The 17,982-nt window shown below is 36.6% G+C and carries 15 protein-coding genes; all 15 read right to left on the reverse strand.

What is annotated here, in order from left to right; translation table 11 throughout:
* Position 1: 1 nt before the first annotated feature.
* Complete coding sequence (mutS, locus tag NSS97_RS18990) at positions 2 to 2,674, reverse strand: DNA mismatch repair protein MutS (protein WP_002128699.1); 2,673 nt, start codon at positions 2,672 to 2,674, stop codon at positions 2 to 4.
* Positions 2,675 to 2,854: 180 nt separating this feature from the next.
* Positions 2,855 to 3,397, reverse strand: coding sequence for an outer spore coat protein CotE (gene cotE / locus NSS97_RS18995; RefSeq protein ID WP_002014610.1), 543 nt, complete (start codon positions 3,395 to 3,397; stop codon positions 2,855 to 2,857).
* 127 nt (positions 3,398 to 3,524) lie between these two features.
* Positions 3,525 to 3,956 (reverse strand): RicAFT regulatory complex protein RicA family protein, encoded by a 432-nt coding sequence (locus tag NSS97_RS19000; RefSeq protein WP_002033698.1) that lies wholly within the window; start codon positions 3,954 to 3,956, stop codon positions 3,525 to 3,527.
* A 3-nt stretch (positions 3,957 to 3,959) separates the two neighbouring features.
* Positions 3,960 to 5,489, reverse strand: coding sequence for a tRNA (N6-isopentenyl adenosine(37)-C2)-methylthiotransferase MiaB (gene miaB / locus NSS97_RS19005; protein ID WP_002185083.1), 1,530 nt, complete (start codon positions 5,487 to 5,489; stop codon positions 3,960 to 3,962).
* 433 nt (positions 5,490 to 5,922) lie between these two features.
* The gene (locus NSS97_RS19010; protein WP_002088040.1) at positions 5,923 to 6,789 is read right to left on the reverse strand and encodes a 2-oxoacid:ferredoxin oxidoreductase subunit beta; all 867 of its coding nucleotides are present in this window, start codon (positions 6,787 to 6,789) and stop codon (positions 5,923 to 5,925) included.
* Entirely contained in the window at positions 6,776 to 8,533 is a 1,758-nt protein-coding gene (locus NSS97_RS19015) for a 2-oxoacid:acceptor oxidoreductase subunit alpha (RefSeq protein ID WP_002014603.1), read from the reverse strand. Before NSS97_RS19015 ends, NSS97_RS19010 begins: the two co-directional genes overlap by 14 nt.
* Before the next feature lie 227 nt (positions 8,534 to 8,760).
* Positions 8,761 to 9,684 carry a dipeptidase gene (locus NSS97_RS19020; RefSeq protein WP_002128703.1) on the reverse strand — a complete coding sequence of 308 codons (924 nt, stop codon included), beginning with the start codon at positions 9,682 to 9,684 and terminating at the stop codon, positions 8,761 to 8,763.
* A 59-nt stretch (positions 9,685 to 9,743) separates the two neighbouring features.
* Positions 9,744 to 10,004, reverse strand: a complete 261-nt coding sequence (gene spoVS, locus NSS97_RS19025; protein ID WP_000404341.1) for a stage V sporulation protein SpoVS — start codon at positions 10,002 to 10,004, stop codon at positions 9,744 to 9,746.
* A gap of 149 nt (positions 10,005 to 10,153) precedes the next feature.
* Positions 10,154 to 10,948 (reverse strand): TIGR00282 family metallophosphoesterase, encoded by a 795-nt coding sequence (locus NSS97_RS19030; RefSeq protein WP_002014601.1) that lies wholly within the window; start codon positions 10,946 to 10,948, stop codon positions 10,154 to 10,156.
* Between the two features lie 179 nt (positions 10,949 to 11,127).
* Entirely contained in the window at positions 11,128 to 12,690 is a 1,563-nt protein-coding gene (gene rny, locus NSS97_RS19035; RefSeq protein ID WP_002111330.1) for a ribonuclease Y, read from the reverse strand.
* A 483-nt stretch (positions 12,691 to 13,173) separates the two neighbouring features.
* Entirely contained in the window at positions 13,174 to 14,205 is a 1,032-nt protein-coding gene (gene recA / locus NSS97_RS19040) for a recombinase RecA (RefSeq protein WP_002014599.1), read from the reverse strand.
* A gap of 141 nt (positions 14,206 to 14,346) precedes the next feature.
* The gene (locus NSS97_RS19045; RefSeq protein WP_107886458.1) at positions 14,347 to 15,585 is read right to left on the reverse strand and encodes a competence/damage-inducible protein A; all 1,239 of its coding nucleotides are present in this window, start codon (positions 15,583 to 15,585) and stop codon (positions 14,347 to 14,349) included.
* Between the two features lie 20 nt (positions 15,586 to 15,605).
* Positions 15,606 to 16,184 (reverse strand): CDP-diacylglycerol--glycerol-3-phosphate 3-phosphatidyltransferase, encoded by a 579-nt coding sequence (pgsA, locus tag NSS97_RS19050; protein ID WP_002014596.1) that lies wholly within the window; start codon positions 16,182 to 16,184, stop codon positions 15,606 to 15,608.
* Positions 16,185 to 16,247: 63 nt separating this feature from the next.
* The gene (locus NSS97_RS19055; protein WP_107886457.1) at positions 16,248 to 17,174 is read right to left on the reverse strand and encodes a RodZ domain-containing protein; all 927 of its coding nucleotides are present in this window, start codon (positions 17,172 to 17,174) and stop codon (positions 16,248 to 16,250) included.
* Positions 17,175 to 17,195: 21 nt separating this feature from the next.
* On the reverse strand, positions 17,196 to 17,981 hold the full coding sequence (locus NSS97_RS19060; protein WP_000574107.1) for a DUF3388 domain-containing protein: 786 nt from the start codon (positions 17,979 to 17,981) through the stop codon (positions 17,196 to 17,198).
* Between the last annotated feature and the right edge of the window lies 1 nt (position 17,982).

Raw genomic sequence — 17,982 nt, forward strand, 5'->3', positions numbered from 1 at the left:
CTCATCCTTTCTTTAACTTTTTCTGCAAGCGATACAGTTCGTTCATCGCCTCTAAAGGTGTCATATCAAGTAAATCAATTTTTTTAATTTGCGCAAGTACTGCCGTTTCTTTTGGATTTAGCACAGGCTTGTCTTGATTTTTCGAAGACTGTTCTCCTCCAAAGAAAGATAGTTGTGAATCTTCTTCAGTCTCTTCTTTCTTTTCTTGTATTTCTGCTGGTTCTTCTTTTACAACAACTGGTTCTGGAGCGACTTCTGGCACTTTCACTTCTACTCGTTTCGGAATAACAATTTCTTCCTGTCCTTCTAGTTGTGCTAACACTTCTTTCGCGCGAGCAATTAAGCTCTCTGGAAGCTCGGCAAGTTGAGCAACGTGAATTCCGTAACTTTTATCAGCCGCTCCATCTTGAATTTTATGAAGGAAAACTACTTTTCCATTCTCTTCAATTGCTGAAACATGTACATTCTTTAGTTGGTCTAAACTTTCTTCTAACACTGTTAATTCATGATAATGTGTAGAGAATAATGTTTTCGCACCAATTTGGTCATGAATATGTTCAATGATTGCTTGCGCAAGTGCCATACCATCATACGTAGATGTACCGCGTCCAATTTCATCGAATAAAATTAAACTTCTCTCTGATGCATTTGCAATTGCATTTTTCGCTTCTAACATTTCAACCATAAATGTACTTTGACCTGAGATTAAATCATCCGCTGCACCAATTCTCGTAAAGATTTGATCGAAGACAGGTAATACTGCTTCTGTCGCTGGTACAAAACAACCAATTTGTGACATAACAGTAACAAGTGCTAATTGTCTCATATACGTACTTTTACCAGACATGTTCGGTCCTGTAATTAAAAAGACATCCATCTTCTCCGGCATAATACAATCATTCGGTACATACAATTTCCCGTTCAATACTTTTTCAACGACAGGATGACGACCATCTTTAATAAAGATTTCGCGCTTATTTGTTAAAACAGGTTTTACAAACTGCTCTTCTTCACTAACTGTCGCAAAGCTTTGCAGTACGTCTAGTTCACTAATTACTTTCGCTAAATGCTGTAATTTCGGAATGAATACTTTTACTTCTTCGCGAAGTGCTGTAAATAAATCGTATTCTAATTGTACAATTTTCTCTTCTGCTTCTAAGATTAATGTTTCTTTTTCTTTTAGCTCATCTGTTATGAAACGCTCTGCATTTGCAAGTGTTTGTTTACGCTCATAGCGCCCTTCTGGAAGTGCTGCAAGATTAGCCTTCGTCACTTCAATATAGTAGCCGAAAATACGGTTGTACCCAATTTTTAATGATTTAACCCCTGTAATATCACGCTCTCGTTTTTCAAGCTCAGCAATCCACGTTTTTCCGTTTTTACTAACGTAACGATATTGATCAAGCTTATCATTATAACCATCTTTAATAATATCTCCATCTTTAATAGAAAGCGGTGGGTTTTCTTGAATACTTCTTCCCAGTAATTCAGTTAAGCTCTCACATGGATCTGCACCTTGAATTAACCTTGCTGCATAAGCATTATCTAAAAGACTAATCGCTTCTAAAATAGCTGGTACTTGCAGTAAAGAACGTCTTAATTGTAATAAGTCCCGTGCATTTACATTACCAAATGCAACTTTCCCTGCTAAACGCTCTAAATCATATACTTCTTTTAACTTTTCTTTTAAATCTTCACGTAAGAAGTAATCATTTACAAACGTTTCAACCATTTCTAAACGCTCTTCAACTTTTTCTTTCTGGATAAGTGGACGTTCCATCCACTGTTTTAACATACGCCCACCCATAGCCGTTTTTGTTTTGTCTAATAGCCATAATAATGAGCCTGTCTTTTCCTTCGTGCGAAGAGTCTCTGTTAACTCTAAATTGCGTTTTGAATGCACATCAATTTTCATAAATTGATTCGTGTAATAAATTTCTACTGGTTGCAAGTGATCTAACGAACGTTTTTGTGTTCTTATCACATAGTTAAATAAGCGTCCAATTGCTTTAATTAATTTTGCTTGGGAAACACTTTTCACAAGATGTTCTAATCCTTCTGGAATAGTTGTTGCATCTTCATACGAAATCGTCATTTTTAATGTTTCAGTTAACTTATTTAATTCATCTTTTGAAAATGTAGAATCTACAACAATTTCTTTTGAACCAGTCGCATACACTTCTAATAAAATATCTTCTACTGAACCAGTTAATAACGTCACTGTATTTTGTCCAGTCGTTAAGTCATTACAAGCTAGCGCATAAGATCCATCTTCGAAATGTGTTAATGCTGCTAAGAAGTTATTCTCCTTCTCGTCTATTGTACGCCCTTCCATCATCGTTCCTGGCGTAATTAGTTGTACTACTTCACGACGTACTACACCTTTAGCTGTTTTTGGGTCTTCCACTTGCTCACAAACAGCTACTTTATATCCTTTTTCAACAAGTTGTTCAATATAATTTTTAGCTGCATGATGCGGTACACCACACATCGGTATACGTTCACTACTACCACCATCTCGGCTCGTTAATGTAATTTCAAGTTCATGAGCTGCTTTAACCGCATCTTCAAAGAACATTTCATAAAAATCACCTAATCGGAAAAATAAAAAGGCATCTTGATAGTCTGCCTTAACCTTTAAGTATTGCTGTATCATAGGCGTATATTGCGTCATGTCTTTCCTCCATAATTCTTACATAATAATCTATATTCATATATGTCACACTTCACGGACATCCATATCTCCTATTCCAGGAGTCTTTCCTCATTATAGCACATTTCATAAGGAATCATGTTCATGCAGAACCACTTATGTACTGTAAAAAGCTAGGAAGAACTTCTCCCTAGCTTTCTCTTACTCTTCTTCTGCATCGACGATAAAGTTCGGATCTAATTCTTCAAACTCATCATCATCGACTTGGAAATCCTCGTCTGATTCTACGCAACCTTCAGGATTTACACTTACACAAATTTTCGTTTCCCCAACTACTTCTGTTACAAATTCACGTTCTACCGTCACAACAATTTTATTACCATTTGGCGATACAAGAGCTTCTAAACAATTTGGCGGCTGAATTACACGAGCGATAATTTCTAAATCGTCACCAGAGAAGTTTTTATCACGATACCCAATACTTACTTCATCATTGTAGTTAACACGTTCTGTTACAACTTCAGTCTTTGTGTTTCCATCAAATGAATACCAAGTGTTTACATCATAGAAACCTTCAATTTCCACATGTTTTCCATTCTTTCTCGCTTCGTACGAATGGTTAATTACCCAGCACCCTAAAATACTTGTTGGCTCATTATTCGATTCACATGTATGCGTTGACTTTGTATACTTACGTCCTTTTCCAACCACTGCTTTTGTAATAATCTCTCTAAATTCGGACATTCGTAACCCTCCTCAATCACTATTCACTTAATCATATGCGTGACAATAGCGGAATGTGTCATTCTTTTTTTTGAGAAGAATTTCCGATATAACCCACTAAAAAAAGAGATGTCAATAAGACATCTCTTTAACAACCACAATTTCCTTTTTTACTTTCTACTGCTGCACCAGTTTCACCCTTCAACACATCGCCGCCAGTTGAAACTAATATTTCATCTGTTACATTGTTAGAAATGGTACTAGCAACTAGCTGTAGTAAGTCATTTACATACGTTTGTGAAGATTTAAACTCCTGTACAACTGGGATATTATCTAACTTATCTTGAAGTGCATCAATTTCAGCTTCTACTTTTTTCAAAGCTTCCCATTTCCCATAATGTTGCAAGTTTACTGCTTGTTTTTGCAAAGCTTTTATTTCATCAATTGCTCGCTTTACATTTTCATTTTTATGAATTTGTGCTTCTGCTCGCTTAAAGAAATCGACTTCTTCTGTTTCAGAGATCATTTTCGCTAATTCTTTCGCTTGCTCAACAATTTCATCTTTCGTATATACTTTCATCTATTATTTCACCTCAATCGGCTCCTTAACCAATTCCCCGTTAAGAGACCAAGTTTTTGCTTCCGTTATTTTTACTTTCACAAGCTGACCAATTAAAGATTTTGAAGCAACAAAGTTTACAAGTTTATTCGTACGTGTATATCCCGCAAGTACTTCAGGATTATTCTTACTTTCTCCCTCAACTAATACTTCTACAATTTGACCTATATAACGCTTATTCTTATTAACTGCATATTCATTCACTAGTGTATTTAAGCGTTGTAATCGCTCTTTCTTCACTTCCATCGGAACATTATCTTGCATTTTTGCAGCTGGTGTACCTTCACGCGGAGAATAAATAAATGTAAATGCCGTATCAAATCCTACTTCACGATATAACGACATCGTCTCTTCAAACTGCTCATCCGTTTCATTAGGGAAACCAACGATAATATCAGTCGTTAGCACTGCATTCGGAATTGTTTCTTTAATTTTTCGTACAAGCTCTAAATAGTGTTCTCGCGAATATTTACGCGCCATAATTTTAAGCATATCTGTACTACCAGATTGAACCGGTAAGTGGATATGTTCTACTAGGTTACCACCTTTTCCAAGAACATCAATTAAATGATTGTCAAAATCACGTGGATGGCTTGTTGTAAAACGAATACGCGCGATATCGATTTTACGAAGTTCATCCATTAAATCGCCAAGACCATATTGTATATCTTCAAAGTCTTTACCGTATGCGTTTACGTTTTGTCCAAGTAACGTAATTTCTTTATAACCGTTCGCAGCTAAATGGCGAATTTCTTTAATAATATCTTCTGGACGTCTGCTGCGCTCTTTTCCGCGTGTATACGGTACAATACAATATGTACAAAACTTATCACAGCCATACATAATATTTACCCAAGCTTTAATATCACCACGACGTACTTTCGGAAGGTTTTCAATTACATCCCCTTCTTTTGACCAAACTTCAACTACCGTCTCTTTTGAGAACATTGCGTCCTTTAGGATATACGGTAATCTATGAATATTGTGTGTACCAAACACCATATCTACATGCTGATTTTTTTGCATAATTTTATTTACAACAGATTCCTCTTGAGACATACAACCACATACACCAATTATAAGATCCGGATTTCTTCGCTTTAATGATTTTAAATGACCAAGTTCACCGAACACTTTATTTTCAGCATTTTCACGAATTGCACAAGTATTTAATAAAATTACATCTGCCTCTTCAGTTGAAAAAGTTGGCTCATATCCAAGTGTTGTAAAAATCCCAGCCATTACTTCTGTATCATGCTCATTCATTTGACAGCCATATGTACGAATGTAAAACTTTCTTCCTTCGCCAAAATCGCGAAACTCTTCAGGTAGGCCAAAATCTCTTTCAATTTTAACTTCTTCTTTCCCACGCTTTTTCGCCAATTTCAAGGAAGGTGGTTGGTATACACTTTCAAAGTATTTACTATAATCTTTCTCTTCTTTTTTCGTAGAGGAATTTGCTTGTCGACTTGCTAATCGTTGTTGCTCGTTCATCGGTAATCTCCTTTCACCCTTAACTATACACACACTCTGTAGTCCATTTTAATGCGCTTAGACCCATCTCAATGATGTTAGATAGCATGAGAGATAACTTGCCCTTTGAAACTTGAGTAATCGATCTAATCATCCGTAAGAATGAAGTCTTCCCCACACAAATAGACATTCCCTTTTTATTATTTCATCTTGTCCTACCCAAAAGTATATTGCTTTATCCCTATACACATTATCATAGTATAGAGCCTTTAGCCAACTTTAACGAAGAAGGCTTCTTATCCTATATTTCATTTCACAGTTATTGAACATGCTATTTTTATACAACGATTTATATATTATTTTATCATTCTGAATTTTCTAAGTAAACAAATCTATTAATTATTTTTATTCACTCAAAAAGAAGGTTACCAAGCGGCAACCTTCTCTCCGATCATTACATAAATTCAGCAACAAGCTCATCAAACATTTTCTGATCCATATTCAAATCAGCTTGCACTAAAGGTTTTTCACTATAGTCTTTTACAAGCTCTTGGTAAGAAGGCTGCTTTGTGTTTTGATAAATTAAACCTGTTACTAACCCGTTCTTTTCCATTAATGTTTGCATAGCCATCATGCGGTTAGATGGATCATATCCTTCTACTGTACTTAGTTTCGTTAAATTCTCTTTAAACCAATCATAAGTATTTACTTTATTGTAAGTAACACATGGACTAAATACATTAATTAATGAAAAGCCTTTATGGTTAATACCAGCTTCAATAATTTGCGTTAATTCTTTTAAATCACTTGAAAAGCTTTGCGCCACAAATGTCGCACCAGCTGTTAAAGCCATTTCCATAACATTTAGTGATGGTTCAATTGAACCTTGTGGTGTACTTTTCGTTTTAAATCCAGCTTCACTACGTGGTGAAGTTTGACCTTTTGTTAATCCGTAAATTTGGTTATCCATTACGATGTACGTAATATCAATGTTACGACGAATAGAATGGATTGTATGTCCCATACCAATCGCAAAACCATCACCGTCACCACCGGATGCAATAACTGTTAAATCACGATTTGCCATTTTCACACCTTGTGCAATCGGAAGAGCACGTCCGTGAATACTATGCAAACCATATGAATTAATATATCCTGAAATACGACCGGAACAGCCGATACCAGAAATAACAGCTAGCTCATCTGGATTTAAACCAACGTTAGCTGCCGCACGCTGAATCGCAGCCTGCACCGAGAAGTCTCCGCAACCTGGGCACCAGTTTGGTTTTACACTGTTACGAAAGTCCTTAAATGTTGCCATTTAATACAACCCCTTTTTTACATTCGTTGTAAATCTCTTTCGGCAAGAATGGATTTCCATCGTATTTTAAAAGACTAGAAATTTTCTCACCATTGCCAAGATTCATTTTCATAATGTTAGCAAGCTGACCAGTTGCATTGTTTTCTACTACTACAACACGCTTCGCTTTTTTCACAAGTGGATCGATTTCAGCTGTTGGGAACGGATGAATTAAACGCACATGGGCATGGTTTACTTTCATTCCTTCTTGTTCTAAACGCTGCATTGCCTCTTCGATTGCACCACGAGTTGAGTTAAAGCCTACTAACAATACGTCTGCGTCATCATGCTTAGCATTTTTGTAAATAGGGGTATTAAACTGTAAATTCGCCATTTTACGGAAACGTTTGTCCATTTGATCTTTACGATTTAACGCTGATTCAGATGGTTTACCCGTTTCATCATGTTCTACACCTGTAACATGGTGAATACCATTTTTCATACCAGGTAAAACACGTGGTGAAATTCCATCTTCTGTTACTTCATAACGCTTGAAGTATGCTTTATTTTCACGTTCTGGTAATTCTACTTCTAAATCAAGCTTACCACGACGAATTTCCACTTTATCTAACTTAAGTGGTTCTACTGTTTGCTTTCCTAAAGAAAGCTGTAAATCTGTTAAGAAAATAACAGGCACTTGATATTCTTCTGCTAAGTTGAACGCTTCTACAATATCATAGAAAGCTTCTTCAACTGTACTTGGCGCCATTACGATTTTTGGAATTTCACCATGTGTTCCGTAAATCATAGCCATTAAGTCAGACTGCTCTTGTTTTGTTGGTAAGCCCGTACTTGGACCACCGCGTTGTGTATCAATGATAACTAGCGGTGTTTCAGTAATACCTGCTAAACCAATTGCTTCCATCATTAAAGAAAGACCAGGACCAGCAGATGCTGTTAATGTACGAACACCAGCGTAGTTTGCACCGATCGCCATTGTACAAGCTGCGATTTCATCCTCAGTTTGGATTACTGTTCCGCCGACTTTCGGTAACTTTTTAATTAAATATTCCATAATTTCAGATGCAGGTGTGATTGGATATGCAGACATAAAGCGAGCGCCACCAGTTACCGCACCAAATGCGATTGCGTCGTTTCCAATCATAAACATGCGTTTCTTACCGTCAGCTTTTTCAAGTTGCATCATGTTTACTTTCTCACCAAGCAATTCTTTCATGTATTGAGAGCCGCGTTTAATTGCTTCCATATTCTTTTGAACGACTTGCTCTCCTTTACGACCAAAGATTTCTTCAACAACCTCTAAATAAGCTGTTTCGTCTAATCCTAATACCGCACTAGATGCCCCAACAGCAACCATATTTTTCATTAAAGATGTGCCTAATTCTGAAGCGATATCTGTAAACGGTATCACATATAGATTTACATCTGTATTATCAGGTATTGTCGGATTAAATTTCGCATCCGCAACTACAATTCCGCCCGGACGTAGTTCGTGGAAGTTAAAATCAATTGTTTCTTGATCAAAAGCAATTAAAATATCTAAATCATCTGAGATCGCGCGTACTTCTGTTGTACTTACACGAATTTTATTATTTGTATGGCCGCCTTTAATACGTGATGAGAAGTGGCGGTAACCGTATAGGTAATATCCTAATCGGTTTAATGCAATACAGAAGATTTCCCCTGTACTTTCAATTCCTTCACCTTGTTGGCCTCCAACTTTCCATGAAAGTTGACTAATCATCTCCTACACCCCTTTTGGCTGCATTCATTGTAGTGTATTTTTTTACAGTATTAGTTTAGCATTTTTTATGCAAATAAACTACAATGGACGCAAATTATGCCTCTTCTGTTTTCCCTGAATCTTTAGTATAATGCTATTTCGTTTACCATTCTAGTATTAGGTCTTAAAAAAATCAATAAATTCAAGTGAATTTATTTTAATTTTTCTGAATCTTTAAAACGTATTTTTTAGAACGTTATACAGTCAACAAAATTTTTATACAAAAATCGCTCTACAGTTGATTCATTATACTTTTTACACAGTTGATTAATTATATTTTCATAATCCCTATATACTTCTACACCTACAACAGTTTCTAAAATCCCATCAAAATCAGAACCGAATCCTATATTTTTTTCTCCACCTAATGAACAAATATATTCCACATGCCTTAATATATCTGCTATATTCGCTTGTCTTTCATTCGTTAAAAACTGCGGTACGAAAGTAATACCAATAATGCTATTTTTCTTTATAAGGGCTCTTATTTGTTCATCGGTTAAATTGCGTGGATGCCCACAAAGTTGATAACAGTTTGAATGAGATGCAATTGGGTTTTTAGCAATTTCAATAACATCCCAAAAGCTTCTTTCATTTAAGTGAGACACATCGGTCCATAAATGTAACGTATTAAGTTCTTGTACAACTTGTCTACCAAATGTAGTTAAACCTGCTCCACGTGCCTCTAGCGCTCCATCAGCTAACAGATTGGCATAGTTCCATGTCAATCCAAAGGAACGTACACCTAAGCGATAAAACAAACGTAATTTCATCGCTTCTTTTCCAATTGCTTCGCACCCTTCTAATGTTAATAATGCTCCAATCTCGTCCTGTTTTAGCATGTTAATATCGTTTTTTGTCTGAATAAACTTCATTCCTGGTAGCGATAGAATTTCATTATGAAAAATATCTATCATTTGCAGCGCAACTTCAAAACGCTTTTCATACGCTACTGTTTCTGGTATATATATAGCAAAGCATTGTATACTTCCTTTTCTTTTCATTAATTGTTCAAATGTAATATGTAATTGTGAATCGTTTTGAAAGTCTTTTTTTCCCTTTGCACTCCATAACTGAAAGAGTACATCGCAATGTGCATCAAAAATTTTCATTTTCATTCCTCCATTACAAAAACAACCTGTTTGCATACATGCAAACAGGTTGTTTCAACTTAACGAGGTTCTACAATTAATTTTATCGCTGTACGCTCTTCACCATCAATCATAATATCTGTAAACGCTGGGATACAAATCAAGTCCAAACCGCTAGGCGCTACAAATCCTCTTGCAATTGCTACTGCCTTTACCGCTTGGTTCAATGCACCTGCACCAATAGCTTGAATTTCTGCTGTTCCGCGTTCGCGAATAACACCTGCAAGTGCACCAGCTACAGAATTAGGGACCGACGTTGCTTTAACTTTTAATATTTCCATTCCGCGTTTCCTCCTCGTTTCTATAAAAAGTAATAGCAATTATTTCACTTTAACTTATATTCACGAGGAATGGCACGTATTCCTGCTAAATTTCTGTAATTTTTCTAAAAAATTAAAATATAACGAATTCTCTAACTTTTAGTTAAAAATCAGTCAAAAAATGGCTGGTCATCATTAATTAAAATGCGCTCAATTTTCTTTGCTTTCCCTGTATTAGGATCCACATCAATTAACACTGCACTTAATTGTGTTCTACCATTCGTCACTTCAAAACGCACTGGTAAGTTCGTTAAAAACTTCTTCAATACCGCTTCGCGATCCATACCTAAAATCCCATCATATGGGCCTGTCATACCAACATCTGTAATATAAGCTGTTCCGCTTGGTAAAATACGATTATCAGCTGTAGGAACGTGTGTATGTGTACCTACTACCGCTGTAGCACGACCGTCTACATACCAACCTAACGCCTGCTTCTCACTTGTTGTTTCAGCATGAAAATCAACAAAGATAATGTTTGTACGTTTTTTTGCAATACTGATTAACTCATCCACTTTACGGAATGGACAATCAATTGGAGGAAGGAAAGTACGTCCTTGTAAGTTAATAACTGCAACTTCTGTTCCATTACAATTTACAAAGATAAGCCCTTTTCCTGGCGTTCCTTCCGGGAAGTTAGCTGGTCTTGCAAGATATTTTGCATCATCGATAAATTCAAATACTTCACGGTTATCCCAAGCGTGGTTTCCAAGCGTAACCGCTTGTGCCCCGCACTCTAAAAAGTTTCGATATATTTTTTCCGTAATTCCACGTCCACCCGCAGCATTTTCTCCATTAATAATTGTTACTGTCGGTGTATATTTCTTCTTTAATGCCGGTACGTACTGTTGAATCATGTCTCTACCAGGAGATCCTACTACATCCCCAACAAATAATATTCTCATATGTCTTACCCTTTCTATGTACTACATTTTTTATTACCATACTATAACCTTAAAGCTATTTCCTTACAACAGTTACAATTTATCTATTATAAGTTTCTTTCACTTGCATACTGCTCATAAATAATTTTCTTTATTTTACCCAATTCCAACACAAAAAAATAAAGTGGTGTTTCACCACTTTATTTTGCGTATTCCACTGCACGTGTTTCACGAATAACAGTTACTTTAATATGTCCTGGATAATCCAGTTCATTTTCAATACGTTTTCGAATATCACGAGCTAAACGATGAGCTTCTAAATCATCAATTGTATCTGGTTTTACCAGAATACGAACTTCACGTCCTGCTTGAATTGCGAAAGATTTTTCTACGCCTTCATAAGACTCTGAAATTTCTTCTAACTTTTCAAGACGACGAATGTAATTCTCAAGCGTTTCACTACGAGCTCCCGGTCTTGCAGCTGATAATGCATCTGCTGCAGCAACTAGAACTGCAATGATAGAAGTTGGTTCTGTGTCACCATGGTGAGATGCGATACTGTTTATTACAACAGGATGCTCTTTATATTTCGTTGCGAGTTCAACACCAATTTCAACGTGGCTACCTTCTACTTCATGATCGATTGCTTTTCCGATATCATGTAATAGACCAGCACGTCTTGCTAGTTTTTCATCCTCACCAAGCTCCGCTGCCATAAGTCCAGTTAAGTATGCAACTTCCATAGAGTGTTTTAAGACGTTTTGTCCGTAACTTGTACGGTATTTTAAACGACCTAAAATTTTAATTAAATCTGGATGTAAGCCATGAACACCCACTTCAAACGTTGTTTGCTCTCCGACTTCACGAATATACTCGTCCACTTCACGTCTTGATTTTTCGACCATCTCTTCAATACGCGCTGGGTGAATACGTCCGTCCTGTACTAGTTTATCAAGAGCGATACGAGCTGTTTCACGACGAATCGGGTCAAATCCAGATAGAATTACCGCTTCTGGTGTATCATCGATAATAAGGTCAATACCTGTTAACGTTTCTAACGTACGAATGTTACGACCTTCACGTCCGATAATACGTCCCTTCATTTCGTCATTTGGAAGATTTACAACCGAAACGGTTGTTTCAGCAACGTGATCAGCTGCACATCTTTGCATTGCAAGAGATAAAATCTCTTTTGCCTTCTTATCCGCTTCTTCTTTCGCGCGAACTTCACTTTCTTTTACCATAACGGCAATTTCATGAGAAACTTCACTTTCCACTTTACCAAGAATAATTGCTTTCGCTTGTTCGCGGGTCAGATTGGAAATGCGCTCTAATTCTGTTTGTTGCTTTTGAACTAACTCTCCCACTTTGCTTTCCAACTCTTCAATCTGTTGTTGTTTCGCTACAAGAGATTCCTCTTTCTTTTCTAACTGTTGCTCGCGCTTATCGAGCGTTTCGTCTTTACGATCAAGGTTCTCTTCTTTTTGCATTAAACGATTTTCTTGTTTTTGTAATTCGCTTCTACGGTCACGAATTTCTAATTCAGCTTCTGTACGAAGTGTATGAATTTCATCCTTTGCTTCTAAAAGCGCTTCTTTCTTAAGTGCTTCAGCATCACGATTCGCTTCGTCTAGAATACGTTTTGCTTCATTAGCTGCACCATTAATCTTCGCTTCAGCAATAGACTTTCGAACAAAAAAGCCAACAACTGCACCGACTGTTGCAAGCAAAATGGAGATGAGTATCCAAACTGTACTACTCATGATTTCACCTCCCCTTGCTATGAATGAAAAAAGACTGTCGGCATGTACATTGAATTACAACGTACAGCAAAGACCGTCGTCCCGCTTTTTTAAGGGACTTTCTTCATTTCACAATTAAAATGTCATATTATTATTTCGGCAAGATTTAAGTCTTACTCCGAATATTACTTCTCTTCTTGAGAAGAGTATATCGTATATAAGAAAAAATATACATTCTCATTGTATCTATCGCAATTTTCATTGTCAAGCGTTGTCTACTTTTACTTTCTTTACCTTCAGCCCTGAATCTTATAAGGATTTAAAAAACAGACGGCATATTATCCTGGAAAACCTTAGAAAATCCCAATTCATTCACTTAAAATATATGAATATTCCCCTTTACACATAGCCTTTTGGATAGAATAAATATTTTATCTCCAGCTATATATAACGCTTTCATAGTGGATTAAAAAATAAAAGACACGGGAACGTGTCTTTTATTTTTTAATCTTGACGAGTTGAATCTTCCGTGTCTTCAACACCAGAGTTTTCACCAATTCCGTGATGTTCACGAACAAAGAAGGCAATTTCCTCTCTTAAATCCGTATTCTCTTTTAAGAATTGCTTCGAATTTTCACGACCTTGTCCTAAGCGTTCTTCATTATAAGAGTACCAAGCACCGCTCTTTTGAACGATATCAAGTTCAGAAGCCATATCTAAGATTTCACCTTCTCTTGAAATACCTTCTCCGTACATAATATCAACTTCAGCAACACGGAATGGCGGTGCTACTTTATTTTTAACTACTTTTACTTTCGTTTTATTACCAACAATATCGTTACCTTGCTTTAACTGCTCAGCACGACGTACTTCAAGACGGACAGTTGAATAGAATTTCAACGCACGACCACCTGGAGTTGTTTCTGGGTTCCCGAACATAACCCCAACTTTTTCACGAATTTGGTTGATAAAGATTGCGATTGTTTTTGATTTGTTGATTGCACCTGAAAGTTTACGAAGTGCTTGTGACATTAAACGTGCTTGTAAACCAACGTGAGAGTCACCCATGTCCCCTTCGATCTCAGCTTTCGGTACAAGAGCTGCCACAGAGTCAATTACGATAATATCAACCGCTCCACTTCGTACAAGTGCTTCTGCGATTTCTAGTCCTTGCTCCCCTGTATCAGGCTGTGATAATAGTAATTCATCTATGTTAACACCTAATTTTTGTGCATATACAGGATCCATTGCATGCTCCGCATCAATGAACGCTGCTTGTCCACCTTGACGCTGTACTTCCGCGATTGCGTGTAATGAAACTGTTGTTTTACCTGAACTTTCAGGTCCATAAATTTCAATAACACGGCCACGTGGGTATCCGCCTACCCCTAGTGCCACATCAAGTGCTAAAGAACCACTTGAAATTGTAGAAATTCTACGCTCCGCTTGTTCTCCTAATTTCATAATTGAACCTTTACCGAATTGCTTCTCTATTTGTTTTAACGCCATATCTAATGCCGCTTGACGATCGCTCATTCAAAATTCCTCCTTAACTAAATTGCTAATCTTATTATACCTATTTTCAATTCAATTTGCCAACAAAAATCGAACATTTATTCGTTTTTTATTTTATATCGAATAAAACTAGGTTTTCCAACAAAAAAAACTAGAAGAAATTTATATCTCTTCTAGCTTTTTAAATAAATGATAAAATCCATATTTTGTAGAGCGTTCTCTAATTTGTTGACGACTTCCACTTAAATTAAGCGAGAAGACTACAGCTGGTTCATCTTTAATCACCAATCCAATAAATACTGTTCCTGGTTCTTTATGCTCTGAAGCATCCGGTCCTGCCACCCCAGTGAAACTAATTCCAATATCTGCTTTTAACAGTTCCTTTACATTTTCAGCAAGATAGCGAGCACACTGTTTACTAACCGCACCATCAGTACGTAACACTTCTTCAGGTACATGTAAAATTTGTTGCTTCACATCATTTTGATAACAAATGACACCGCCTTTAAATACAGACGAAACACCAGCATTTTCTGTTACTTGATTTCCAAAAAGACCACCTGTTAAACTTTCTGCACACGCTAAAGTTAACCCTTTTTCCTTCAATAGCCTTATTGCCTTGTAATGAAGGAAATCTTGGTCATATCCGTAGAAAAATTCTCCTACTCTTTCTAAAATCAAATCTTCCACATGCTGAATCAGTTTCTCCGCCTCATCAGCATCATGATGTTTGGCAGTTAAACGTAATGTCACTTCTCCATCATTTGCAAGTGGTGCAATGGTTGGGTTCGTTTGTCCATCAATTAAATCTTGAACTTTCACCTCTAATTGAGATTCCCCAATACCAAAAAAACGAAGAACACGAGAATAAATATTTTCCCCCGTTGTAAACTTACATAAAAAAGGCTCTACGTAACTTATATACATCGGCTTCATTTCTTTTGGTGGTCCTGGTAATAAAATATAAACTTTTCCGTTCTTATTTAACCCCATACCAGGCGCCATACCGTGATCATTCGCAAATACAGTCGATCCATTTAAAACGAGCGCCTGCTTTTTATTATTCTCCGTAAATTCACGGCCTGTACGCTTAAAATAATCGCTTATCGATGTTAATGCCTTTTCATCATACACAAGCTCTTCATCTAAACTAGACGCTATTGTTTCTTTCGTTAAATCATCTTTTGTCGGTCCTAATCCACCTGTAAAAATGAGCATATCAGCTCGTTCTTCAGCCAATTCAATTGCCTTCTGTAATCGCTTGTTATTATCCCCAACAACAGTATGGTAGTACACGTCAATTCCGATTGAAGCTAACTTTTCAGATAAAAACTGGGCATTTGTATTTGCAATTTGTCCAAGTAATAATTCCGTTCCAACCGCAATAATTTCAGCATTCATCCCAATTCCCCCATAAACTTCTATTTTGAGTTTACAAAAGCATCTTTATTTTTCCAGAAATAATCCCATCCTGAAATAACTGTAAAGAATAATGCAATCCATATGAAAATATCTGCAACTGGAATATGAAGTAGATTTAACGGTACATCATGTAATAAGTATGCTGCAATCGCAATAATTTGTGTCCATGTCTTAATTTTCCCTAGCTGATTTGCTGCAACTACTTCCCCTGTCCCAGCAAGTACAAGGCGTAAACCTGTTACTGCAAACTCACGGCTTATAATTACAATAACGATCCAAGCAGGTACATATTGCATTTCTACCAATGTGATAAGTGCTGCCGAAACAAGTAATTTATCTGCTAACGGGTCAAGGAATTTCCCTAAATTCGTTACAAGATTATACTTTCTTGCATAATGTCCATCAATCCAATCTGTAGCCGAAGCAATAATAAAGATAAGTGCCCCTACTAAATGTTGAATTGGTAACTCTACATCACCAATTATAAATGAGCCCCACTCAAAGGGCGCTAACATAATTACCATAAAAATTGGAATTAAGAAGATTCTAGATATTGTAATTTTATTTGGTAAATTCACAGCTATTCCTCCATCATGTCAAAAACATTTGTTCATTGAAAAAAGTCATCGAAGCGATGACTGTTATTGCGCAGCTTGCCCTATCCCTTGGTTTTTAATCAAGAATTTCTGATGATAATTCTCTTCCGGATTCAATGGGAATGTAACGACTTGGCCATTCAATTTAAATTCAACATTCGGTGCACTTCCTATGTTAAGGTTTACCTCTTTCGCTGTTGATAAATCATATTTTTGGGTCTGGCCTGCCTGTAAAGTACCGCTAAAGATATCATTTCCTGCCTCATTTTTAATACCTATATAACTTGCGTCTTTTGTTGTAATTTCCAATTCTAACGCTTTATTATTATGAATTTCCAAAGTAGATGTTATCTTATCGGTTCCAACTAACTTAATTTCATTCTCACCAGCTGGCTGTCCTTTTTGTTCCTCTTTCTTTGGCTCTTCTTTTTTTGGTTCTTCTTTCTTTGGTTCTTCTTTCTTTGGTTCTTCCGCTTTCGCTTCATCTTTCTTCGTATCTAACGGAGAATTTTTTGCTTTTTGAACCTCAATTTTCTCACTTTGAGCATTTGGAACTTGCCTATCATCTTTTCCAGTTAACGCTTGAATAACAAACCAGACTACCACTCCAAACGCGATTACTAACAACGCAATCAAAATTTTGGGCATATGATCCGCAATTGGCCATGATGAAGATTTTTGCATTGTTTCTTGTGTTTTTTGTCCAGTTGATACTTGTGGAACTTCACGTTTTTCAGACTGTGGTATCGTACTCTGATATTCCACAAGCAGTTCCTCTCCATTTAATCCAACAGCATCTGCATATTGTTTAATGAATGCACGCGCATAAAAAGCTCCTGGCAACACATCATAATTGCCTTCTTCAATCGCTACTAAATGGCGTTTTTGAATTTTTGTAATCTCATGCAGCTGATCAATAGATAAGCCTTTCGCTTCTCTTGCTTCTGTCAGCTTTTGTCCTAATTCCGTCACTACTAACACCTCAATATTTCTTTAAAAGTCGAACATAGAGAAATTGTTTTGCGTACCTTGCTCAATTTCATCTACTAAATTATATTGAATTTCTTCATCATAATCGTTACGCAATTCGATAATATAATCAAAATCATCCAATGTGTATTCTGACTGACTCACAAACACATCCGGATGTTCCACAACTTTCGTTGCAGGCAATCTCATGATTTCACGAACGAGCTGCCAGTGTCTTTCATTTGCACGCTTTGTCGACACAATTCCATCTAGTATGAAAATATTATCGTCGCTATACTCATCTTCAATCAATTGGCTACGAACAGTTTGCTTAATGAGAGTAGATGATACGAATAACCATCTCTTATTTGCACAAACACTTGCGGCAACAATAGATTCTGTTTTTCCGACACGAGGCATTCCTCGTATCCCAATTAATTTATGACCTTCTTTTTTCATTATCTCCGCCATAAAGTCTACAAGCAATCCTAATTCATCACGCACAAATCGAAATGTTTTCTTATCATCTGCATCTCGTTGTATGTACCTACCATGTCTAACTGCTAGCTTATCTCTAAGCTTTGGCGGACGATATTTCGTTACCGTTATATTATCCATCGTATTTAAAATTGATTCAAGTCTAGAGATTTGTTCTTGATTATCACACATAAGCAAAAGTCCACGTCGTGCATTATCTACACCATTAATTGTGACAATATTGATGCCAAGCATACCGATTAACGAAGAAACGTCACCAAGTAAGCCAGGTCGGTTTTTATGTATTTCATATTCAAAATACCATTCAATCATC

Origin of the sequence: Bacillus sp. FSL R12-0074 (assembly GCF_038005725.1) — a bacterium.
Classification (GTDB): Bacteria; Bacillota; Bacilli; order Bacillales; family Bacillaceae_G; genus Bacillus_A; species Bacillus_A mycoides.